This is a genomic window from Paraburkholderia sp. J7, assembly GCF_905220155.1.
GTDB lineage: Bacteria > Pseudomonadota > Gammaproteobacteria > Burkholderiales > Burkholderiaceae > Paraburkholderia.
The window spans coordinates 353,293-374,773 of record NZ_CAJMYZ010000005.1; the positions used below are offsets into that span (position 1 = coordinate 353,293).

General features: G+C 64.9%; 17 protein-coding genes. 12 read left to right on the forward strand and 5 right to left on the reverse strand.

Annotated elements, in window-relative coordinates:
• Positions 1 to 4 precede the first annotated feature (4 nt).
• From cyoB to cyoD, 3 genes are read left to right on the forward strand one after another with little or no spacing between them, the layout of a single operon-like run.
• Positions 5 to 2,032: a cytochrome o ubiquinol oxidase subunit I gene (gene cyoB / locus U5A58_RS10995; RefSeq protein WP_321910779.1), complete on the forward strand. Its 2,028-nt coding sequence runs from the start codon at positions 5 to 7 to the stop codon at positions 2,030 to 2,032.
• Positions 2,032 to 2,643 (forward strand): cytochrome o ubiquinol oxidase subunit III, encoded by a 612-nt coding sequence (gene cyoC / locus U5A58_RS11000; RefSeq protein ID WP_158759629.1) that lies wholly within the window; start codon positions 2,032 to 2,034, stop codon positions 2,641 to 2,643. Before cyoB ends, cyoC begins: the two co-directional genes overlap by 1 nt.
• Positions 2,644 to 2,973: a cytochrome o ubiquinol oxidase subunit IV gene (cyoD, locus tag U5A58_RS11005; protein ID WP_158759630.1), complete on the forward strand. Its 330-nt coding sequence runs from the start codon at positions 2,644 to 2,646 to the stop codon at positions 2,971 to 2,973.
• 113 nt (positions 2,974 to 3,086) lie between these two features.
• On the opposite strand, the gene U5A58_RS11010 is transcribed toward cyoD, so the two are convergent.
• Positions 3,087 to 3,737, reverse strand: coding sequence for an SGNH/GDSL hydrolase family protein (locus U5A58_RS11010; protein WP_321961466.1), 651 nt, complete (start codon positions 3,735 to 3,737; stop codon positions 3,087 to 3,089).
• A gap of 116 nt (positions 3,738 to 3,853) precedes the next feature.
• Here U5A58_RS11010 and U5A58_RS11015 point away from each other — a divergent pair, with 116 nt between their 5' ends.
• The 4 genes from U5A58_RS11015 to U5A58_RS11030 all read left to right on the forward strand — a co-directional run bounded on the left by U5A58_RS11015 (position 3,854) and on the right by U5A58_RS11030 (position 6,916).
• Entirely contained in the window at positions 3,854 to 4,456 is a 603-nt protein-coding gene (locus U5A58_RS11015; protein WP_321961467.1) for a TetR/AcrR family transcriptional regulator, read from the forward strand.
• 154 nt (positions 4,457 to 4,610) lie between these two features.
• Positions 4,611 to 5,294, forward strand: coding sequence for a type 1 glutamine amidotransferase domain-containing protein (locus U5A58_RS11020; protein WP_321961468.1), 684 nt, complete (start codon positions 4,611 to 4,613; stop codon positions 5,292 to 5,294).
• 182 nt (positions 5,295 to 5,476) lie between these two features.
• Complete coding sequence (locus U5A58_RS11025; protein ID WP_321961469.1) at positions 5,477 to 6,574, forward strand: NADH:flavin oxidoreductase/NADH oxidase; 1,098 nt, start codon at positions 5,477 to 5,479, stop codon at positions 6,572 to 6,574.
• A 42-nt stretch (positions 6,575 to 6,616) separates the two neighbouring features.
• Positions 6,617 to 6,916 carry a putative quinol monooxygenase gene (locus tag U5A58_RS11030; protein WP_321961470.1) on the forward strand — a complete coding sequence of 100 codons (300 nt, stop codon included), beginning with the start codon at positions 6,617 to 6,619 and terminating at the stop codon, positions 6,914 to 6,916.
• 88 nt (positions 6,917 to 7,004) lie between these two features.
• On the opposite strand, the gene adhP is transcribed toward U5A58_RS11030, so the two are convergent.
• Entirely contained in the window at positions 7,005 to 8,033 is a 1,029-nt protein-coding gene (adhP, locus tag U5A58_RS11035) for an alcohol dehydrogenase AdhP (protein WP_321910791.1), read from the reverse strand.
• 227 nt (positions 8,034 to 8,260) lie between these two features.
• On the opposite strand from adhP, the gene U5A58_RS11040 reads away from it, so the two are divergent.
• From U5A58_RS11040 to U5A58_RS11055, 4 genes are all read left to right on the forward strand, one after another.
• Positions 8,261 to 10,615, forward strand: coding sequence for a tetratricopeptide repeat protein (locus U5A58_RS11040; RefSeq protein WP_321961471.1), 2,355 nt, complete (start codon positions 8,261 to 8,263; stop codon positions 10,613 to 10,615).
• A 214-nt stretch (positions 10,616 to 10,829) separates the two neighbouring features.
• Complete coding sequence (gene uvrA / locus U5A58_RS11045) at positions 10,830 to 16,739, forward strand: excinuclease ABC subunit UvrA (RefSeq protein ID WP_415774206.1); 5,910 nt, start codon at positions 10,830 to 10,832, stop codon at positions 16,737 to 16,739.
• A 305-nt stretch (positions 16,740 to 17,044) separates the two neighbouring features.
• Positions 17,045 to 17,275, forward strand: a complete 231-nt coding sequence (locus tag U5A58_RS11050) for an H-NS histone family protein (RefSeq protein ID WP_069267441.1) — start codon at positions 17,045 to 17,047, stop codon at positions 17,273 to 17,275.
• 303 nt (positions 17,276 to 17,578) lie between these two features.
• Positions 17,579 to 18,157 carry an NnrU family protein gene (locus U5A58_RS11055; protein WP_321935649.1) on the forward strand — a complete coding sequence of 193 codons (579 nt, stop codon included), beginning with the start codon at positions 17,579 to 17,581 and terminating at the stop codon, positions 18,155 to 18,157.
• 169 nt (positions 18,158 to 18,326) lie between these two features.
• On the opposite strand, the gene pcaG is transcribed toward U5A58_RS11055, so the two are convergent.
• Positions 18,327 to 18,914 carry a protocatechuate 3,4-dioxygenase subunit alpha gene (pcaG, locus tag U5A58_RS11060; RefSeq protein ID WP_321935648.1) on the reverse strand — a complete coding sequence of 196 codons (588 nt, stop codon included), beginning with the start codon at positions 18,912 to 18,914 and terminating at the stop codon, positions 18,327 to 18,329.
• Between the two features lie 3 nt (positions 18,915 to 18,917).
• Positions 18,918 to 19,622, reverse strand: a complete 705-nt coding sequence (pcaH, locus tag U5A58_RS11065; RefSeq protein ID WP_321961473.1) for a protocatechuate 3,4-dioxygenase subunit beta — start codon at positions 19,620 to 19,622, stop codon at positions 18,918 to 18,920.
• 140 nt (positions 19,623 to 19,762) lie between these two features.
• Here pcaH and pcaQ point away from each other — a divergent pair, with 140 nt between their 5' ends.
• Positions 19,763 to 20,779, forward strand: a complete 1,017-nt coding sequence (gene pcaQ, locus U5A58_RS11070; RefSeq protein WP_321910804.1) for a pca operon transcription factor PcaQ — start codon at positions 19,763 to 19,765, stop codon at positions 20,777 to 20,779.
• A gap of 37 nt (positions 20,780 to 20,816) precedes the next feature.
• Here the strand turns inward: pcaQ and U5A58_RS11075 are convergent, their stop codons facing one another.
• Positions 20,817 to 21,479: an XRE family transcriptional regulator gene (locus U5A58_RS11075; protein WP_321961474.1), complete on the reverse strand. Its 663-nt coding sequence runs from the start codon at positions 21,477 to 21,479 to the stop codon at positions 20,817 to 20,819.
• Between the last annotated feature and the right edge of the window lie 2 nt (positions 21,480 to 21,481).

The following is a 21,481-nucleotide window of genomic DNA, read 5'->3' on the forward strand; positions in this document are numbered from 1 at the left end:
AGGCATGTTCGGAAAACTTACACTGGACGCCATTCCGTATCACGAGCCGATTATCGTCGGCACGATGATCGGCATGGCAGTCATCGGCGCATTGGTGCTCGGTGCCATCACTTACCTCGGTAAGTGGAAGTATCTGTGGACGGAGTGGCTGACGAGCGTCGACCACAAGCGTCTGGGCGTGATGTACATCGTCCTCGCCTTCGTCATGCTGCTGCGCGGCTTCGCCGACGCCATCATGATGCGTACCCAGCTTGCGCTCGCGTACAACGCGCCGGGCTTTCTGCCGCCGCACCACTACGACCAGATCTTCACGGCGCACGGCGTGATCATGATTTTCTTCATGGCCATGGCCTTCATGGTCGGCCTGATGAACATCATCGTGCCGCTGCAGATCGGCGCACGCGACGTCGCGTTCCCGTTCCTGAACTCGCTGTCGTTCTGGATGACCGCAGTCGGCGCCATCCTGCTGATGATCTCGCTCGTCGTGGGTGAATTCGCGATGACCGGCTGGCTCGCGTATCCGCCGCTTTCGGAGCTTGCGTACAGTCCCGGCGTAGGGGTGGATTACTACCTGTGGGCGCTGCAGATCTCCGGTGTCGGCACGCTGCTGACCGGCGTGAACTTCTTCGTCACGATCATCAAGATGCGTGCCCCCGGCATGACGATGATGAAGATGCCGGTGTTCACGTGGACGGCGCTGTGCACGAACGTGCTGATCATGGCCGCGTTCCCGATCCTGACCGTGACGCTCGCGCTGCTCGGCCTCGACCGCTACATCGGCACGCACTTCTTCACGAATGACGGCGGCGGCAACGCCATGCTGTACCTGAACCTGATCTGGGCCTGGGGTCACCCCGAGGTGTACATCCTGATCCTGCCGGCGTTCGGTATTTTCTCGGAAGTCGTCGCGACCTACGCGAAGAAGCCGCTGTTCGGCTACAAGACCATGGTCTACGCGACCTGCTCGATCATGGTGCTCTCGTTCCTCGTGTGGCTGCACCACTTCTTCACGATGGGTTCGGGCGCGAACGTCAACGCGTTCTTCGGCATCATGACGATGATCATCGCGATCCCGACGGGCGTGAAGATCTTCAACTGGCTGTTCACGATCTACCGCGGCCGCCTCGAGTTCACCTCGCCGGTGCTCTGGACGATCGGCTTCATGGTCACCTTCACCATCGGCGGCATGACCGGCGTGATGATGGCGATCCCGGGCGCGGACTTCGTACTGCACAACTCGCTGTTCCTGATTGCTCACTTCCACAACGTGATCATCGGCGGCGTGCTGTTCGGCTACCTCGCCGGCTTCAACTACTGGTTCCCGAAGGCGTTCGGCTTCAAGCTCAACGAAAAGCTCGGCAAGCGCGCGTTCTGGTTCTGGCTCTCGGGCTTCTATGTCGCCTTCACGCCGCTGTACGTGCTCGGCTTCATGGGCGCAACGCGCCGTCTGAACCACTACGACAATCCGGCATGGCATCCGTGGATGGTCATCGCGTGGGTTGGCGCCGTGCTCGTGGCAATCGGTATCGCGCACCAGCTGCTGCAGCTGTACGTGTCGATCCGCGACCGCAACCTGCCGGAAAACCGCGACCTGACGGGCGATCCGTGGGGTGGCCGTACGCTGGAGTGGGCGATGTCGTCGCCGCCGCCGTCGTATAACTTCGCGATCATTCCGCACGTGTCGGAACTCGATGAGTTCCAGCACCTGAAGGAAACCGGCCGCGAAACCGTGGACGTCGCGAACACGAAGTACACCGACATTCACATGCCCTCGAACACGAGCGCAGGTCTGTTTATCGGTTTCTTCAGCCTGGTGCTCGGCTTTGCTGGCATCTGGCACATCTGGTGGCTCATGATCGTTGGCTTCGTCGGCATTCTCGGCACGGCCATCGCTTACAGCTTCCAGAAGAACGAAGGCTATTACATCCCGGCCGCCAAGGTCCGGGCAGACGAAGAAGCGCGTAGCCGCGCACTGGTCAAGGCGTTCGCTGAACGCGGTGGCAAGGTTGAAGAAGCACTGGAGGCCAACTGATGTTGACGAAAACTAGTGCGGCCGCACTCGCGGAGCACGATCACCACGATCACCCGCCGTCACACTCGGTGTTCGGCTTCTGGCTGTACCTGATGACGGACTGTATTCTGTTCGGCTCGCTGTTCGCAGTGTTCGCCGTGATGCAGAACCAGTTTGCAGGCGGCCCGACGGGCAAGGACCTGTTCGACATTCAGGGCGTCGCGATGGAAACGGCAGTGCTGCTGCTGTCGTCCATTACGTACGGCTTCGCGATGATCGGCGCGCACAAGCAGCGCAAGGGTCAAGTGCTGGTCTGGCTGGCGATCACTTTCCTGCTGGGCGCAACGTTCCTGTACTTCGAACTGCATGAATTCGCGAACATGATCGCCGAGGGCAATGGCCCGAGCCGCAGCGCGTTCCTGTCGTCGTTCTTCACGCTGGTTGCCACCCACGGCATCCACGTGACGATGGGCATGATCTGGATGATCGTCCTGATGGTTCAGGCCGTGAAGGCCCCGACGCTGGGCGAGCGTGAAATCCGCCGCCTGACGTGCCTGAGCCTTTTCTGGCACTTTCTGGACATCGTCTGGATCTGCGTGTTCTCCTTTGTTTATCTTGCGAGCGTGATCTAAATGAGTGCTCATTCCATCCATGAAGAAGAAAGCCACGGCAGCGTAGGCAGCTACCTGGCCGGTTTCGTCCTGGCGGTGGTGCTCACGGCCGCTTCGTTCTGGCTCGTGCTGCACGGCGGCTTCCCGCGCGAAACCGCGCTGCTCGGCCTCGCCGTGCTGGCTGTGGTTCAGATCGTGGTCCACCTCGTGTTCTTCCTGCACATGAACACGTCGTCGGGCCAGCGCTGGAACGTGACGGCATTTGGCTTCACGGTGCTGACGGTCCTGATCGTGGTCGTCGGTACGCTGTGGGTCATGCACAACGTCAGCATGAACATGATGTCGCGTTAAGCGCTCATCGTTGCTGGACTTGCGCTTCGCTCGCTGCGAGTGAAGCGCAAACGAAAAACGCCGCCAGGCCTTCGGGCCGGCGGCGTTTTTCTTTTCGGCGGCTTTGTGCGCGCTTAGGCGTTAAAGCGCTGGCGTACGACTTCGGCGACGGCCTTGCCGAGGCGATGGTGCTGAGAGGCTTCGTAGTGAATGCCGTCTGTCGTGCTGACCGTGGCGAACTCGCCGGCGTCGAGAAACGCCGAGCCGTACTTCACGGCCACGCGCTCGTAGAGCGGCGCAAGCAGGCGCGACTTGGCCGCGCCGCCCGTGAAGATATCGCCGAGGAAGCCGATCTCTTCGATCGGCACCGGCGACACGAGCAGCACGTGTGGCGTGGCGCCGCCCGGACCCGCGCGGCACGCCACCAGCGTTTCGAGCAGCACGTCCACCGAGTTCGCGATGTCGGTGGGCGTGACGGAAAAGCGCGCCTTGAGGTCGTTGGTGCCGAGCATCAGTGCGACCACGTCCACTGGCAACTGGCTTTCGAGGCATGGGCGCAGATAAGCGTGCCCGTTCTTGTGCCGGCCTTCGATGGGGTCGTCGTGAACCGTGGTGCGCGCGGGCAGGCCTTCCTCGATGATCGTCCAGCCCGGGCCCAGTGCCTCGCTCAGCACGCCGGGCCAGCGGTCGGCGGGGCCGAATCGCTCGGACACGCCGGGCACGGTCAGCGGCTTCGTGCCGTGCGTATTGGAGTCGCCGTAACAGAGCAGGGTGCGTGACGTCATGGATTGCCTCTCTGGGTTGATGTGACCGGTTGCGATGCGATGCCCGCTGTAATGCCATTACTCGTCATGGGAGATTACTAGACGACTGGTCTAATCGCTCTGTAAGATCTCATCTCATGAATGCAGCGGCAGCCGTTGAAGTGCGGCAACACATCCTCGATACCGCCATGCCCATCCTGCTGGGCAAGGGGTTTTCCGCGGTCGGTCTCAATGAGATCCTCGCGGCCGCTGGCGTGCCCAAAGGGTCGTTCTATCACTATTTCGGCTCGAAGGAAGCGTTCGGCGAAGCGTTGCTCACGTCGTATTTTGCCGATTATGCAGAGCGTCTCGACGACATGCTCCTGCGCGCGCCGGGCACGGCGGCCGCGAAGCTGATGCGCTACTGGGACGACTGGCGCCTGATCCAGTGCGCCGACGACCCCGTAGGCAAGTGTCTCGCGGTCAAGCTGGGCGCGGAGGTGAGCGACCTTTCCGAGGCCATGCGCGAGGCGCTGCGTCTTGGCACCGATGCGACGATCTCGCGCATTGCCGCGTGTATCGAGGCAGGGCGCGCGGACGGCTCGCTCGCGGGGGTGAACGACGCCGCGACGATGGCAGTGACGCTCTACGAACTGTGGCTCGGCGCGACGCTGCTCGAAAAGATCCACCGCGACCGCAAGCCGCTCGATGCGGCCATGGCGACGACGCGAATTCTGCTGAACCTGCCTCCGGGCGGTTAATCGAACGCAAAGCGACGGTAGTGCGCAGCGCGTGAATTGCGCGCGATTGTCGCGTATTGTGCGGAAGTGCTAGACGACCGGTCTAATAGCGTATGAAGAGGCCGGTATCCGAAGGGTGCGCGAGCGCCCGAACCTCACCGATAAAGGAACGCCGATGAAGGTACTGATCGTTTTGACCTCGCATGAGGACCTCGGCAACACGGGCAAGAAAACGGGCTTCTGGCTCGAAGAATTCGCCGCGCCGTACTACGCGCTGCGCGACGCCGGCGCCGAACTCGTGCTCGCATCGCCCAAGGGCGGCCAGCCGCCGCTCGATCCGAAGAGCAGCGATCCTTCCGCGCAAACCGATGCGACGCGGCGTTTCGCAACCGATACCGAAGCGCAAGCGGCGCTTGCCAATACGAAACGCCTCGCCGATATCGACGCGAGCGCATTCGACGCCGTGTTCTACCCGGGCGGCCATGGCCCGCTTTGGGATCTGGCCGAAGATCCGGTTTCGATCGCGCTGATCGAAAAGACCATCGCCGCAGGCAAGCCTGTCGCCGCCGTCTGCCATGCGCCGGGCGTGCTGCGCCACGTGAAGGGTGCGGATGGCAAGCCGCTCGTGGCCGGCAAGTCGGTCACCGGGTTTTCGAATGACGAAGAAGCGGCGGTGCAATTGACCGATGTCGTGCCGTTCCTCGTCGAGGACATGTTGAAGGCCAGCGGCGGCCAGTATTCGAAGGCCGCCGACTGGCAGCCGCACGTCGCAATCGACGGCCTGCTGATCACGGGCCAGAACCCGGCTTCGTCCGAGCCGGTTGCCGAGGCTTTGCTCGCGGCGCTGCGCCGCGGTTGATGCCGCGCGAACGCGGTCGCTTGTCTGCGAGCGCGTTCGCTTCCCTCTATTTCCTTTCGGCAACGCTGCGAGCCGTGCTCGCAGCGCGTGTCCGCCTGCGCGTTGCCGCAAGGAAATGCCCATTTTGCCAACCGGCGCAGGCGCCGCGCGACGCGCGACCTGCGCCAAGAAAGGAGTTGTAGATGTCCGCATTGTTTGAACCGTTCAAGCTCAAGGGCGTGACCCTGCGCAACCGCATCGCCGTGCCGCCGATGTGCCAGTACATGGCCGTCGATGGCATGATCAACGACTGGCACCACGTTCACTATGCGCAGATTGCGCGCGGCGGCGCGGGCCTCGTGATCGTCGAGGCGACGGCGGTTTCGCCTGAAGGCCGTATCACGCCGGCTTGCACGGGCCTGTGGAACGACGCGCAGATGGAGGCGTTCAAGCCGACCGTCGCCGCAATCAAGGCGGCGGGCGCCGTGCCCGGCATCCAGATTGCGCACGCGGGCCGCAAGGCAAGCGCGAACCGCCCGTGGGAAGGCGACGACCACATTGCCGAAGGCGACGCGCGCGGCTGGCACACCATCGCGCCTTCCGCGACTGCGTTTGGCGCGCATCTCCCGAAAGTGCCGAAGGCGATGACGCTCGACGACATCGCGCGCGTGCGCGAGGACTTCGTGGCCGCGGCGAAACGCGCGCTCGAAGCCGGCTTCGAATGGCTCGAACTGCACTTTGCGCACGGCTATCTCGGCCAGAGCTTTTTCTCGACACACTCGAACCATCGCGACGACGCGTATGGCGGCAGCCTCGAAAACCGCAGCCGTTTCCTGCTGGAAACGCTGGCCGCGGTGCGCAAGGTCTGGCCGGAGCATCTGCCGCTGACGGCGCGCTTTGGCGTGATCGAGTACGACGGCCGCGACGAGGAAACGCTCGCCGAATCGATCGAACTGGCGAAGGGTTTCAAGCGCGAAGGCCTCGACATGCTGGGCGTGAGCGTCGGTTTCTCGACGCCCGCCGCGCAGATTCCGTGGGCGCCCGCATTCCTCGCGCCGATCGCGCAGAAGGTGCGTCGCGCAACCGGCCTGCCGGTGTCTTCGGCGTGGGGTATCGGCACGCCGGAACTGGCCGAGCGGTCGGTCGCGAAGGAGCAACTCGACGTCGTGATGGTCGGGCGCGCGCATCTCGCCAACCCGCACTGGCCGTACTACGCTGCGCAGGAACTGGGCGTCGAGCGCGCCGCGTGGACCTTGCCCGCGCCGTACGCACACTGGCTCGAGCGCTACAAGGTCGGCTGAAAATTACCTGACGGCAAAGCCGTCGAAGATGAGGGAGTTCCGATGACTATCTATCTGATCGCAAGCATCACACCCAAGCCCGAGCATGTCGCCGAAGTGGAAGCGTTCACGCGCGACATGGTCGCGCAGACGCGCAAGGAGCCGGGCAATCTGCGCTACGACCTGCTGCGCCGCGCGGACGGCGCGCCGGGCTTTTACCTCTACGAAGCCTATGTCGATGAAGCCGCGGTGCAGGCGCATCGCGACAGCGCCCACTATGCGGCGTACCGCGCGAAGATCGGTGCGTTGGTGGCGCTGCCGCCCGAGGTGAAGACATTGACGGGCGTGGACGTCGCGGACTGACGCCGCATTCGTCTTCGTGACCGGCCAGCGCCGGACAGCGCTACGTAGCGGTGTCCGGCGCTTTTTTCATTGGGCCGCCGTGCGCGGCCTAGCCCGCCATATCGAGCACGACGCGGCCTTCGATCGCGCCGCGCTCCATGCGCGCGAACACGTCATTGATGTTCTCCAGCTTGTCGGTGGAGACGGTCGCCTTGACCTTGCCTTCCTGCGCGAACATCAGCGACTCTTCGAGGTCGAGACGTGTGCCGACGATCGAACCGCGCACCGTCACGCCGCTCAACACCATGTCGAAGATCGGCAGCGGGAAGTCGCCGGGCGGCAGCCCGTTCAGCGACACCGTGCCGCCCCGGCGCACCATGCCGAGCGCCTGCGAAAACGCGATGGGCGAGACCGCGGTGACGAGCACGCCGTGCGCCCCGCCAATTTCCTTCTTCAGATACGCAGCCGGATCGGTGGTTTTCGCGTTGACCGTCACGGTCGCGCCAAGACGTTTCGCCAGTTCGAGTTTCGTATCGTCGACGTCGACGGCGGCGACGTTGAGCCCCATTGCGCGTGCGTATTGCACGGCCATGTGACCGAGGCCGCCTACGCCGGAAATCACGACCCAGTTGCCCGGGCGCGTGTCCGTCACCTTCAGGCCCTTGTAGACCGTGACGCCGGCGCAAAGCACGGGCGCAATTTCGATGAAATCGATATCTTTCGGCAGCAGCCCCACGTAATTCGCGTCGGCTTTCGCGTATTGAGCGAAGCCGCCATTGACCGAATAGCCGGTGTTTTGCTGCTGCTCGCACAGCGTTTCCCAACCGCCGAGGCAATGTTCGCAATGGCCGCATGCCGAGTAGAGCCACGGAATGCCTACGCGATCGCCTTCCTTCACGTGCGTGACGCCCGCGCCCACGCCCACGACATAACCCACGCCCTCGTGACCGGGAATGAACGGCGGTTGCGGCTTCACGGGCCAGTCGCCGTGTGCGGCGTGCAGGTCCGTGTGGCACACACCGCACGCTTCGATTTTCACGAGCAGCTCGCCGGGTCCCGGGGTGGGAACGGCCACTTCCTCCAGCACCAGGGGTTTGCCAAATGCGCGGACTACTGCGGCTTGCATCGTCTTGCTCATCGTCGGGCTCCTGTCGAAGCGAAATGGCGGCGCGCGGCCGGATGCGTTGCGCATCGCGGTGCCGCCGCACGTCCGCCTGCCTTTCAAGTTTGAAGGAAAGGGTTTTCGCGTGCGATGAACCTGCTCAATGGTTGGAAATAAAAATGGGCAGAAGTTTTCGAAAGAAACTGCCGTTAACATTGGGTAAGGTTTGGTAACGACACCGTTGCACGAATTCAGTGAGCCCGATGCACAACGAGTCCCTCTACGAGCGCGCCAGCGAGAGCCATTTCGCAGGCGACCTGCTGCGTGCGCGTCAGTTGTACGTGCAACTGCTTGCCGTCGATGCAACGCACGCGAGTGCGATGTTTCGTCTCGGCGTGATCGGCTTGCAAGAAGGCGCACCGGCCGATGCGATTGGTTGGCTGCAGCGTGCGCTCGACGCAAACCCCGGCGAGCGGCGCTACCGCGAAGCGTTGGGGCAGGCCTATGCCATGGCCGCGCGTCATGCCGAAGCGGCGCAGACCTATCGCGGCCTGTTGACGGAAGACGCTTCGTCCGCCGATCTCTGGTGCGGGCTCGGCTCGGCGTTGCAGGCGCTGGGTGCGCACGCGGAGGCGGTGAAGGCGTGGCGAGGGGCGCTTGAGCGAGAAGTGAACCGGGCCGACATCTGGAACAACTTCGGTAATTGCCTGCGTTTGCTGGGCGACTCCGGCGAGGCTCAGGCGGCTTATCGTCGCGCGCTCGACTTGCAGCCGGGTGATGTCAACGCGTTGACGAACCTCGGCACGCTGCTGCAGGAAGAGGGGCGGGACGACGAGGCGCTCGAACGTTTGCGCGCGGCGCTTGCTGCCGCACCGGACAGCGCAGTCGCGATGATCAACCTCGGCGTGCTGCTGACCCGCCTGGCGCGTCTGGACGAAGCCGTGCCCTTGCTCGAACGTGCGGTGGCCATCGAACCGCAAATCGCGCATGCGGCCTACAACTACGGCGTCGCGCTTCAGGCATGCGGCCGTTTGCGCGAGGCCGAAGCGCAATATCGCCGCGCGCTCGCGCTCGACCCCGCGCACGCGGAAGCGGCCAATAACCTCGGAAATGTTTGCCGCGATCTCGGCGAACACCGGGCCGCGCAGGCGGCGTACACAACGGCCATGCGCGCGCGGCCCGATTTCGTCGACGCGTTCAATAACGCGGCCAACCTGATGCGCACGCTCGGCGGCCTCGACGAAGCGCAAGCGCTATTGCGCCAGGCCCTCGACCTCGATCCATCGCGCTCGGCCACGCTCAACAATCTCGGCAACGTGCTCAAGGACAGCGGGGGGCTGGACGAAGGCATCGAATGTTTTCGCCGGGCCGTGGCGAGCGAGCCCGGCAACCTCATCGCGCACAGCAACCTGCTCTATGCGTTGTCGTTTCAGGCTACAGATCCGCAGGTGATTCTCGATGAGGCGAGACGCTGGTCTGCGCATCACGAAGTGCCGCTCAGCGCGGAACGCATGCACGCGCGCGTCGAACCTGCGGCGGGAAGGCGCTTGCGTATCGGCTACGTATCAGGCGATTTTCGTGAGCATTGCCAGGCATTGTTCATGACGCCGCTCTTGACACATCACGACGCTGAGCGCTTCGAGATTCACGCGTATTCGAGCGTAGTGCGCCCCGATTCGACGACCGCACGCCTCGCCGCGCACGTCGAAAAGTGGCGCGACGTACGCACGTTGAGCGATACGGCGCTGGCGGACCAGATCCGCGCGGATGGCATCGATATCCTCGTCGATCTCACGATGCACATGTCCGATGGCCGGCCGCTGCTGTTCGCGCGCAAGCCGGCGCCGGTGCAGGTCGCCTGGCTCGCGTATCCCGGCACGACCGGAGTCCGCGCGATGGACTGGCGGCTCACCGATCCCTGGCTCGATCCGCCCGCGCACGACGGCTACTACAGCGAAAAGTCGTGGCGCTTGCCGCACACGTTCTGGTGTTATGACGCGCTTGCATCGGAGCCCGAAGTGAATGCACTGCCGGCATCGAGCGCGGGACACGTCACGTTCGGCAGCCTGAACAACCCGTGCAAGCTAACGGATACGACGCTGAATGTGTGGTCTCGTGTATTCGCCCGCTTGCCAGATGCGCGCCTCGTGCTCATGGCCGCTGAGGGTGAAGCGCGGCGCCGCCTCGGGCAACGGCTCGCTCAGGCAGGCATCGACGCGGCGCGCGTGCGCTTCCTGCCGTTCAGGCCGCGCGCGGATTATCTGCGCAGCTATCACGAGATCGATATCGGCCTCGACACCTTGCCGTACAACGGCCATACCACGTCGCTCGACTCGCTGTGGATGGGCGTGCCCGTCGTCACGCGCATCGGGCCGACGGTGGCGGGACGCGCGGGCTTGAGCCAGCTGGCGAACCTAGGCCTGACCGAACTGGCCGCCGATTCCGACGACGCGTTCGTGGAGACGGCGATGAGTCTCGCGAACGACCTGCCGCGCCTCGCGAATCTGCGCGCGACGCTGCGCGAGCGCATGGCGGCCTCGCCGCTGATGGACGGCGAGCGTTTCGCGCGCGGTATCGAAGCGGCGTACGAAGGCATGTGGTGCGCCGCGGCAAAGTAGGGCGATCTGGCCCGTAGATACGGGGCCTCTGGCGTCCTGTCCTCGGCCAGATGGCCATCCAGCGTCCTGTATAAATATACAGTAGAATCCTAGCCTGACAGCCAGGGCCGCGCGCCGATTTTCCGCGCGCGCCGCGCTGCAAGTTTCCGGGCCGCGCCGTGCATTTGCCCCAATCCGCGCGCCGCCCGGCCCAACGCGTGTGATCCCAGCCGGAATGCCAGCGCAAGTGAGCGAAAACCGATCTATCCGAATCCGTGGTGCCCGCCAGCACAACCTCAAGAACCTCGACCTTGACCTGCACACCGGCGAAATGACGGTCGTCACCGGGCCTTCGGGCTCGGGCAAGTCGAGCCTCGTCTTCGACACGCTTTACGCGGAAGGCCAGCGCCGCTACGTTGAAACGTTCAGCGCCTATGCGCGCCAGTTCCTCGACCGCATGGACCGGCCGCAGGTCGACCGCGTGGACGGCGTGCCGCCCGCCATCGCCATCGACCAGACCAACCCGGTACGGAGTTCGCGCTCCACGGTCGGGACGATGACCGAGCTGAACGACCACCTGAAGCTGCTCTACGCGCGCGCCGCGAATCTGTTCGACCGCGTCACGGCGCAGCCCGTGCGGCACGACACGCCTGAGACGATCTACGCCGAACTGATGGCGCGCACGGCCGCGGGCGACCCGCGACTCGTCGTCACATTCCCGGTCGAACTGCCCGACACGACCACCGAGGAAGAAGTCGCGCAGTGGCTTTCCGCGAGCGGCTATACGCGCGTGCAGGCGCAGCGCGAGGTGAAGACCGCCGAAGGCACACGCAAGCTGCTCGACGTGGTGGCCGACCGTTTCCGCATGCAGAACGTGGAGAAGAGCCGCGCGATCGAGGCGATCGAAGCCTCGCTCAAGCGCGGCAGCGGGCGCGTCAACATCTACGTGCTGGAAAGCGGCGACGCCGAAACGGCGGCCGAGCCGCAGATCTGGCGCTTCTCGACCGGCCTGCATTGCCCGGACAGCGATTTGCGCTACGCCGATCCGCAGCCCGCGCTGTTCTCGTTCAACTCGGCCTACGGCGCCTGCGACGCGTGCCGCGGCTTCGGCCGCGTGATCGGCGTGGACTGGGGCCTCGTGATCCCCGACGAGCGCAAGACGTTGCGCGGCGGCGCGATCAAGCCGCTGCAAACGCCGGCGTGGAAGGAATGCCAGGACGACCTGATGCGCTATGCCGCAAAGGCGGGCATTCCGCGCGATACCGCGTGGTCCGAGCTTACTCAGGCGCAGCGCGACTGGGTCATCAACGGCGCGCCGGACTGGAAGGGAAGCTGGCAAACGCAGTGGTACGGCGTGAAACGCTTCTTCCAGTATCTGGAGTCGAAGGCCTACAAGATGCACATTCGCGTGCTGCTGTCGAAGTACCGCAGCTACACGCCGTGCGAAACCTGCGGCGGCGCGCGCCTGAAAACCGAGGCCTTGCAGTGGCGTCTCGGCACGCAGCAGAACGCCGACGAAGTCCTGGCGCCGTCGGGGCGCTTCCTGCCGCACGGCGTGGACTGGACGCGCGCGCAGCTCGAAGCGCTGCCGGGCCTCACCGTGCACGACGTGATGCTGCTGCCGATCGAGCGCATTCGCCGCTTCTTCGACAATCTTTCGCTTTCCTCAGCATTGCTCGACGACGCGCTCAAGCTGCTGCTAGAGGAAGTGCGCACGCGTCTGAAGTATCTCTGCGACGTGGGCCTTGGCTATCTCACGCTCGACCGCCAGAGCCGCACGCTGTCGGGCGGCGAAGTGCAGCGTATCAACCTGACCACGGCGCTCGGCACGTCGCTCACAAAAACGCTGTTCGTGCTCGACGAGCCGAGCATCGGCCTGCATCCGCGCGACCTCAACCGCATTGTCGAGGCGATGCAGCGTCTGCGCGACGCGGGCAATACGCTCGTGGTGGTCGAGCACGATCCTTCCGTGATGCTCGCGGCCGACCGTCTCATCGACATGGGCCCCGGTCCCGGCGAGCGCGGCGGCACGATCGTCTACGACGGTACGCCGAACGATATCCGCTCCTCGGGCACCCTGACGGGTGAGTACTTGGGCGGCCACCGCGCCGTCGCCGACGCTTCGCACTGGGAGCGCCGCCCGGTCGACGCGTCCACGCCGCATCTTCTGCTCGAAGGCGCGAGCGAGCACAACCTGCGCGACGTGACCGTGGAGATCCCGTTGCAGCGGCTCGTTTGCGTGACGGGTGTCTCGGGCTCGGGCAAATCGACGCTCGTGCAGGACGTGCTGTATCCCGCGCTCGCGCGGCATCTGGGCAAGGCGACGGAAGCGCCGGGCACGTTCCGCAAGCTGGGCGGCGCGGAGCAGATCAGTGACGCCGTGTTCGTCGACCAGTCGCCGATCGGCAAGACGGCGCGCTCGAATCCGGCCAGCTACGTGGGCGCGTTCGACGAGATCCGCAAGCTGTTCGCCAAGGCGACGCTCGCGAAGCAGCGCGGTTATACGGCGGGCATGTTCAGCTTCAACTCGGGCGAAGGCCGTTGCCCGACTTGCGGCGGCTCGGGCTTCGAGCACATCGAAATGCAGTTCCTGAGCGACGTGTATCTGCGTTGTCCCGATTGCGACGGCAGCCGCTATCGCCCGGAAGTGCTCGAAGTGAAGATCGAGCGCGCGGGCCGCTCGCTTTCGGTGGCGGACGTACTCGACCTTACAGTGAGCGAAGCGGTGCAATGCTTCGCTGAGGATGCCGAAGTATTGCGCGTGCTCCAGCCTATCGTGGACGTGGGCCTTGAATACGTGAAGCTCGGCCAGCCGGTGCCGACACTGTCAGGCGGCGAGGCGCAACGTCTCAAGCTCGCGGGCTATCTCGCGGAAACCGCGCAGTCGCGCGGCAAGGAAGCGGGCGGGCGTCTCTTCATGTTCGACGAGCCGACCACGGGCCTGCACTTCGACGATATCGCCAAGCTGATGCGCGCCTTCGGCAAGCTGCTCGCGGGCGGCCACTCGCTGCTCGTGATCGAGCATAACCTCGACGTGATCCGCGCCGCCGACTGGCTGATCGATCTCGGCCCAGAAGGCGGTGACGCGGGCGGCGAAGTGGTGTGCGTCGGTACGCCCGCGGATGTGATCGCGTGCCCGCGCTCGCATACGGGCGCGGCGCTCGAACGCTACGAAGCGGCGCTTGGCAGCGGCGCTGAACTGCTCGCCGAAGAAGAGGGTGTGGCGCTGCAAACCGCGTTGCGCGCCGCGCAGGCGCGCCGTGAAGTGCAGGGCGAGGATGTGGTGCGCATCGTGAACGCGCGCGAGCACAACCTCAAGGCGCTCGACGTCGATATTCCGCATGGGCGCTTCAACGTCATCACGGGCGTGTCGGGGTCGGGCAAGTCCACGCTCGCATTCGACATCCTCTTTCACGAAGGCCAGCGGCGCTACCTCGAATCGCTCAATGCCTACGCGCGTTCGATCGTGCAGCCCGCGGGCCGACCCGAAGTCGATGCCGTGTACGGCATTCCGCCGACCGTTGCGATCGAGCAGCGCCTGTCGCGCGGCGGACGCAAGAGTACCGTCGCCACGACCTCCGAGGTGTGGCACTTCCTGCGTCTGCTTTATGTGAAGCTCGGTGTGCAGCACTGCGTGCACGACGGCACGCCCGTTACATCGCAGAGCGTCGATGCGATCGTCGCGCAACTGCTGCGCGAGCATCGCGGCCAGCATGTCGGTTTGCTCGCGCCGCTCGTCGTCAATCGCAAGGGCGTCTACACCGATCTCGCGAAGTGGGCGAAGGCGCGCGGCAATACGCATCTGCGCGTGGACGGCGAATTCGTTCCGGTTGCGCCGTGGCCCAAGCTCGACCGCTTCCGTGAACATACGATCGAGCTGCCCGTGGGCGACCTCGTGATCGAGCCTGAAAACGAGGCGCAATTGCGCGCCATGCTCGGCGCGACGCTCGAAGCGGGCAAGGGCATCGTGCACTTGCTCGCGCCGCTCGACGGTCTCGATCATGTGATTGGTAATGGTGGTTCGACGGCGGGCATCGGCGAGGTGAAGGTGCTGTCCACGCGGCGCGCGTGCCCGGTGTGCGGCACGAGCTATCCCGAACTCGATCCGCGCATGTTCTCGTACAACAGTAAGCACGGCTGGTGCACGACCTGTGTGGGCACGGGCCTCGCGCTCACGCGCGAGCAGCGCGCCGCCTACGACGACACGATCGTTGCCGAAGACGGCCGTGGCCGCGAACAAACCTTGCCTTCGGAGGAGCAGGAGCCCGAAGGCGTGGTCGACGAGCCGTGCCACGATTGCGGCGGCACGCGCCTGAATCCCGTGGCGCGCGCCGTGACGTTCGACGCGCATCCTATCGTCGACGTCGCGCAGTGGACCGTGGCGGACACGCGCCGCTGGATCGATACGCTGAAGCTTAACGGCCGCGATGCGCAAATCGCCCGTGACGTGGTGAGCGAAATCCGCAGCCGTCTGCAGTTCCTTGAGGAAGTGGGGCTCGGCTATCTGAGCCTCGATCGCGCCGCGCCGAGCCTTTCGGGTGGCGAGGCGCAGCGTATTCGCCTCGCGGCGCAGCTGGGCAGCAATTTGCAGGGCGTGTGCTACGTGCTCGACGAGCCGACCATCGGCCTGCATCCGCGCGACAACAAGATCTTGCTGGACGCGTTGCGCAGCCTCGGCGAGAAGGGCAACACGCTCGTCGTAGTCGAGCACGACGAGGACACGATCCGGCGCGCCGACCACATCATCGACATCGGCCCGAGCGCGGGCAAGCGCGGCGGCCGCGTGGTGGCGCAAGGCAGCGTCGCCGATCTCGCGGCGCAGGCCGATTCGCTGACCGGGCGCTATCTCGCTCAGCCGATCCAGCATCCGCTGCAACCGCGCCGCGAAGTGCGCCCTGCGCGCGCCGGGCGTGAAGCGGTGCCGGGACAATGGCTCACCGTCCACGGCGGCAAGTTGCACAACCTGCGCAACGTGACCGCGCAGATTCCGCTTGGCCGCCTCGTGGCGATTACGGGCGTGAGCGGCTCGGGCAAGTCCACGCTCGCGCGCGACGTGCTGCTTTCCAATCTGCTCGACGCCGTGGGGCGTTCGGTGCTGTCCTCGCCCGCCGAGCGCCGCGCGCGCAAGGCGGTGAAGGAGAAGGCGCCGAGCGCGGCGGAGCGCCGTTCGAGCGTACTCGCGCGCACGAGCGCCAAGCCGAAGCTCGAGGTTGCGCATACGTGGCAGGGCTGCGATTCGATTAGCGGATGGGAAAGCATCGACCGCGTGCTCGAAGTGGACCAGACGCCGATCGGAAAAACGCCGCGCTCGTGTCCCGCGACCTATATCGGCGTGTGGGACGCGATTCGCCGCCTGTTCGCCGATACGCTCGAGGCGCGCGCACGTGGCTACAGCGCGTCGCGTTTCTCGTTCAACACCGGCGACGGACGCTGCCCCGCGTGCGAAGGCCAGGGTGTGCGCACCATCGGCATGAGCTTCCTGCCCGACGTGAAGGTGCCGTGCGACGTGTGCCACGGCCAGCGCTTCAATCCGGAAACGCTGGCTGTGACGTGGCGCGGCCGGAACATCGGCGAAGTGCTGACGATGGAAATCGACGAGGCCGTGGAATTCTTCGGGTCGATCACGAGTATTTCGCACCCGCTGCAACTGATGAAGGACGTGGGTCTCGGCTATCTCACGCTCGGCCAGCCTTCGCCCACGCTCTCGGGCGGCGAGGCGCAGCGCATCAAGCTCGTGACCGAGCTTTCCAAGGTGCGCGACGACATCACGCGTCGCGGGCAGAAGGCGCCGCACACGCTCTACGTGCTCGACGAGCCCACCGTGGGCTTGCATATGGCCGACGTGGCGCGCCTCATCAGCGTGCTGCACCGGCTCGCGGACGCGGGGCATAGCGTCGTCGTGATCGAGCACGACCTCGACGTGATCGCCGAGGCCGACTGGATCATCGACCTCGGCCCGGAAGGCGGTGTGGGCGGCGGCACCATCGTCGCCGCTGCCGATCCTGAAGCGCTCGCGAAGGTGCGCTCGAGCCATACCGGCGCGGCGCTTGCGCCCGTGCTGGCGCGTGGCCAGGGCGACGCGAACGGTGCCGAAATGAAACCTGCACCAGAGCGGCGCGCAAGGGATACAGCGGGTTCGCGATAGGAAAACGGAGCGGGCCGCAGAGGCCCGCTCCGCCTTGAAACCGCTTGATCTGTGCCGCGAGCGCAAGGTATCATGGGTTCCGCTTGCAGCAAACGTTCGCTCACCTGTAGCGGCGTCACCTGAGAGCGGAGCAGCGGACTGCAGATCCCCTCCGAACCGGTCGCGGGCTCCACACTCAGACCAACTCATCAGTGCAGCAAGGCTTCGCAGTCTGTTCGCGAAGCCTTTGTCTTTTCAGGGAAGACGATTCTTTGCCGATTGTTGAATCGGTGCCTTGCCCCAGATGAAGCGAGAGGAATTAATCGATGTTCGACCTCGATGGAGAGGCGCGCGAACGGCTCATCGTGTGGATTCGACGCCGCATGGAAGAGTACGGCATTACGTTCGAAGAGCTTGAAGCGTCTATTGCCGAAAGCGAAAAACTACCCAAGTACCGCGACGCATACGGGAATACATGGAATGGCGAGGGCGATATGCCGGCCTGGCTGTTGCGTTATAAGCACGCGGGACAGGATATCGAGCATTTTCGCTGCTAGCCGTGACGGTGCGCGAATGCGCGCCGGTGTTGCCGTTCGACCGCCAGACCGTACGCGGCGCATGCCGCAAAGCCCGCGCATTGGCGCGGCGCCCAGTATTATTCAGCATAGTTTTAAACTGCCTTTCGGTGCGAGCCGGGGATTAATTGCGCCCGCTAATGTGCAGCGCCGGTTTAGGCATTGTTTTTGTTGGCATTTGCACGCGCGTAATTAGTCAGTTTTTTTGAAAACTCGGGTTGGCCACGCGATCAACCTGCGCGACAATCTCGCCCATTCCGTTCTTGCTGCGGCAGGGAGGTTGTCATGGCGATACTCGTGCTGGGCCTCGTGATTTTCATTGGCGTCCATTCGATCCGCATCATGGCGGCGCCTTGGCGCGCCGCGCAGATCGAGCATTTCGGTCCGCGTGCCTGGCGAGGCGCGTTCGCGCTGCTCTCCATTCTGGGTTTCGTGCTGATCGTGTATGGCTACGGGCTGTCACGCCGCTACCCCGTGCCGATCTGGCTGCCGCCGTTCTGGATGGCCCACGTTGCGGCGCTTCTCACCGCCATTGCCTTCATCATGATCGTCGCGGCCTATGTGCCGGGCAATCACTTCAAGCGCGCGCTCGGCCAGCCCTTCGTGAGCGGTGTTGCACTTTGGGCGTTCGCGCATCTGCTCGCCAACGGCACGCTCAACGCCATCATTCTCTTCGCGGTTTTTCTCGTCTGGGCGCTGTTCGAGCTTAGAGGAGAGAATCGCCGCGATCGCGAGGCCGGTGTCGTCTATCCCGAGGGGCAGGCGTCGCGCGATGTGATCGTCGTCGTGGTCGGGCTCGTGGCCTGGGCCGTGTTCGCCTTCTGGCTGCATGGCGTGCTGATTGGCGTGCGGCCGCTCGGCTGAGCGCGCCGCAGACCGCACACGCGCTGCAAAAAAAGAAGCCTGCGCATGGCAGGCTTCGCAAGGTACAGCTCGGAGTTCCGCGATCAGATCGCAGCGGCACGATCATAGGGCCAGTTCGTGAAAGCCCCGTGAAAGTCCGCGCGATTCGGCGCGTCTATCCGTCAATGCATTACAGATCGAAGAACACCGTTTCCTGTTCGCCCTGCATGCGGATGTCGAACGTGTAGACGATGCTGCCGGCCTGCTCGCTGCGGCGCGCGATGAGCGTGTCGCGGCGCGCCGCCGGTACGGCTGAGAGCACCGGGTCCGTGGCGTTGGCGGCGGCTTCGTCTTCGAAGTAGATGCGCGTGAAGGTGTGCGTGAGCATCCCGCGCATCATCACGATCACATTCAGATGCGGCGCTTCGCCAGCGTTCTCGACGCCCGGTTTCACGGTGTGCACGACGAAGCGGCGGTGCGCATCCGTGCCGGTGCCCACGCGCGCAAAACCGCGGAAGCCGTCTTTCGCGATTTCCTCGCGCGAAGCCGGATAGCGGCCGTTTGCGTCGACCTGCGAAAACTCGAGCATCGCGTCGAACACGGCGTTGCCGTCGCCGTCGATCACGCGGCCCATCAGCGTGATGTGCTCGCCCGGCGTTTCAGGCCCTACGACGTCGGCGGTGAAGAGGCTCTTCAGATCGAAATCGTATTGCTGCGGACACAGGCCGTAGGCGAAGTACGGGCCGACGGTTTGCGAAGGCGTTTCCTTGAGTGCCATGGTTCAACGCTCCGTAGGGGTTTGGTTCGGGCCGCGCAGCACGATGTCGAATTCGTAGCCGAGTGCGAAGCCTTCTTCGGTGGTGTCGAGCGAGAAGCGCGAAATCATGCGTTCGCGTGCGTCCTCGGGCGTGCCCTGATAGATCGGGTCGAACGCGAGCAGCGGGTCGCCGGGGAAATACATCTGCGTGACAAGACGCGAGCCGAAGTAGTCGCCGAACAGCGAGAAGTGGATGTGATTCGGTCGCCACGCGTTCGGGTGATTGCCCCAGGGATACGCGCCCGGCTTGATCGTCAGGAAGCGATAGCGGCCGTCGTTATCGGTGATCGCACGGCCTGCGCCGAGGAAGTTGGGGTCGAGCGGTGCGTCGTGCTGGTCCTGCTTGTGCACATAGCGGCCGGCAGCGTTGGCCTGCCAGATTTCCACGAGCGTGTTGCGCACCGGCTTGCCGCCTTCGTCGAGCACGCGGCCCGTCACGATAATGCGCTCGCCGAGCGGCGCACCGTTTTTCGCGGCATTGCGCGTGAGATCGTGATCGAGCGCGCCGAGGTCGTCGGTGCCGTACACGGGCGCATGCTGGTTGCGCAGCTTTTCCTTCAGGGGAATGAGCGGGAGCGTGGGGCCGCGTTTGACCGACGAACGATACGGCGGATAAACATACACGGGATGCGAGTCGAAGTCGCGCGGCGACAGGATGGACTCGTCCATGGGGTGTCTCCTGGAGTGGATTATTGGGGGAAGGGCTCGCCGCCGGCAGCGGTTGGCGTGGCGAGCCGATGCATGCACTTTATCCAAAGCGAAAAGTTATGCAAAATGATGTTTTTTCGCATCTCGTATAACGAACCGTTATGCAAAACCGGCTCGCGGACGGACGCGTCAAATTCCGCCATCTACAGTGTTTCCTTGCCGTGGCCCAGATGGGCAGCGTGCAGCAGGCCGCCGAGAGTCTTTCGGTCACGCAGCCTGCCGTGTCGAAGACGATCGCCGAGCTGGAGCTGGTGCTGGGCGTGAAGCTGTTCGAGCGCGGCCGCCACGGCGCGGTGCCCACGCGCGAGGGGCAGCTTTTCATGCCGCACGCGAGCGCCTGCGTGAGCGCGCTGCGCCAGGGCGTGGCTTTGCTTGCGCGCGACGAGGGCGCGGTGACCGCGACGCTCGATATCGGCGTGCTGCCGACGGTGGCGACGGCGCTGCTGCCCGGCGCGTTGCGACATTTCGGCGAGGAATGGCCACGCGTGAGCGTGCGGCTCGTGACGGGAGCCAACACCGAACTGCTCGAGCGATTGAAAACCGGGGCGATCAGCTTTGCGGTGGGGCGGCTTGCCGACCCCGAACGTATGGTGGGCCTGAGCTTCGAGCAGTTGTACAACGAGCCGCTCGCCGTGGTGGTGCGCGCGGGGCACCCGCTTGCGCAGGGGGCGGGCCTGCCGGCGCAACTCGCATCGTTTCCGCTCGTGATGCCGCCGTTCGGCACGTTGATCCGCCAGGCGGCGGATAGCCTGCTCGCGGCGTGGGGCGCGCCGCCGCTGTCCGCGTTCGTCGAGTTGCTTTCGGTTTCGGTGGGGCGCGCGCTTGCGCTCCAGAACGACGCGGTGTGGTTCGTGCCCGCCGGCGCCGTCGAATACGACCTGCGGCGCGGCACGCTGGTGCAACTGCCGCTGCCTGCGGCTGGCGGCGAAGAGCCGGTGGGTGTGATTCAGCGGACCGATACGCAGCCTACGCCTGCCGGTCGCGCGCTGATTGAGGCCGTTCGGCGCGCGGCGCGCGAGCGTGAAGCGCGGCCGGATGGCTCCGCCGCGCCGCGCAAGCGGCGTGCGCGTGCCGCGAACGCTTCCGCTGACAAGGATTCACCCGGCGCGAAACGTTGAGGCTTCCTGTTCCTGCAGACGCGAAACCGCGCCAGATTCAGCCGGTAGAGAGCTTCGCCTTGGCGCGCGACTTCGACGTAGCCGATGCTTCCGGCGCGACACCGGGCAGGCGCGCGCTCGTGGCCATCCACAGCACTTCGGCGTCTTCCTCGCTCGTCGAAATGGCTGCGTGGCCGGTGCGGCTGTCGAAGTAGAGGCTGTCGCCGGTTTCGAGGTAGGTGGGTGCGTAAAGCTCCGAATACAGGCACACGCTGCCGCTGATCACATACAGGAACTCTTCGCCTTCGTGGCGGCCCCAGTCGTCGAATGCATCGAGCGAATGCGCGGTGATGCGGATGCGAAACGGCAGCATCGCCTTGTGTGCGAGGTCGGTGGCGAGCAATTCCATTTGATAGCCGCGATAGGCGTGGCGCTGGCCCGCGCCGTTGCGCGTGAGCGCGCGGCGGCCGCCCGCATTGAGCTTGGGCGGGGTGCCGAACAGCTCGGCCAGGTCGATCCTGAGCCCGCCGACGATCTTTTGCAGCACGTCGAAGGTGGGCGACATCAGCCCGTTTTCGACCTTCGACAAGGTCGAGCGCGAGACGCCGCACAGGCGGCTGGCCGAATCGAGCGTGAGGTCCTGGGCGACCCGCGCGGCACGCACGCGGCGGCCGAGGTCGGTGGTCGCCGTGCTGGCGGATGGGGTGAGCGTGGAGTCCATGG

Bases quoted from the DNA above. Each gene is read 5' to 3' on its own strand.
- U5A58_RS11040 (WP_321961471.1), top strand. From the start codon at position 8,261: ATGCACAACGAGTCCCTCTACGAGCGCGCCAGCGAGAGCCATTTCGCA.
- cyoB (WP_321910779.1), top strand. From the start codon at position 5: ATGTTCGGAAAACTTACACTGGACGCCATTCCGTATCACGAGCCGATT.
- U5A58_RS11010 (WP_321961466.1), bottom strand. From the start codon at position 3,737: ATGACGTCACGCACCCTGCTCTGTTACGGCGACTCCAATACGCACGGC.
- pcaG (WP_321935648.1), bottom strand. From the start codon at position 18,914: ATGGCACTCAAGGAAACGCCTTCGCAAACCGTCGGCCCGTACTTCGCC.
- uvrA (WP_415774206.1), top strand. From the start codon at position 10,830: ATGCCAGCGCAAGTGAGCGAAAACCGATCTATCCGAATCCGTGGTGCC.
- U5A58_RS11020 (WP_321961468.1), top strand. From the start codon at position 4,611: ATGAAGGTACTGATCGTTTTGACCTCGCATGAGGACCTCGGCAACACG.
- pcaQ (WP_321910804.1), top strand. From the start codon at position 19,763: ATGCAAAACCGGCTCGCGGACGGACGCGTCAAATTCCGCCATCTACAG.
- U5A58_RS11030 (WP_321961470.1), top strand. From the start codon at position 6,617: ATGACTATCTATCTGATCGCAAGCATCACACCCAAGCCCGAGCATGTC.
- cyoC (WP_158759629.1), top strand. From the start codon at position 2,032: ATGTTGACGAAAACTAGTGCGGCCGCACTCGCGGAGCACGATCACCAC.
- U5A58_RS11055 (WP_321935649.1), top strand. From the start codon at position 17,579: ATGGCGATACTCGTGCTGGGCCTCGTGATTTTCATTGGCGTCCATTCG.
- adhP (WP_321910791.1), bottom strand. From the start codon at position 8,033: ATGAGCAAGACGATGCAAGCCGCAGTAGTCCGCGCATTTGGCAAACCC.
- U5A58_RS11025 (WP_321961469.1), top strand. From the start codon at position 5,477: ATGTCCGCATTGTTTGAACCGTTCAAGCTCAAGGGCGTGACCCTGCGC.
- U5A58_RS11050 (WP_069267441.1), top strand. From the start codon at position 17,045: ATGTTCGACCTCGATGGAGAGGCGCGCGAACGGCTCATCGTGTGGATT.
- U5A58_RS11015 (WP_321961467.1), top strand. From the start codon at position 3,854: ATGAATGCAGCGGCAGCCGTTGAAGTGCGGCAACACATCCTCGATACC.
- pcaH (WP_321961473.1), bottom strand. From the start codon at position 19,622: ATGGACGAGTCCATCCTGTCGCCGCGCGACTTCGACTCGCATCCCGTG.
- cyoD (WP_158759630.1), top strand. From the start codon at position 2,644: ATGAGTGCTCATTCCATCCATGAAGAAGAAAGCCACGGCAGCGTAGGC.
- U5A58_RS11075 (WP_321961474.1), bottom strand. From the start codon at position 21,479: ATGGACTCCACGCTCACCCCATCCGCCAGCACGGCGACCACCGACCTC.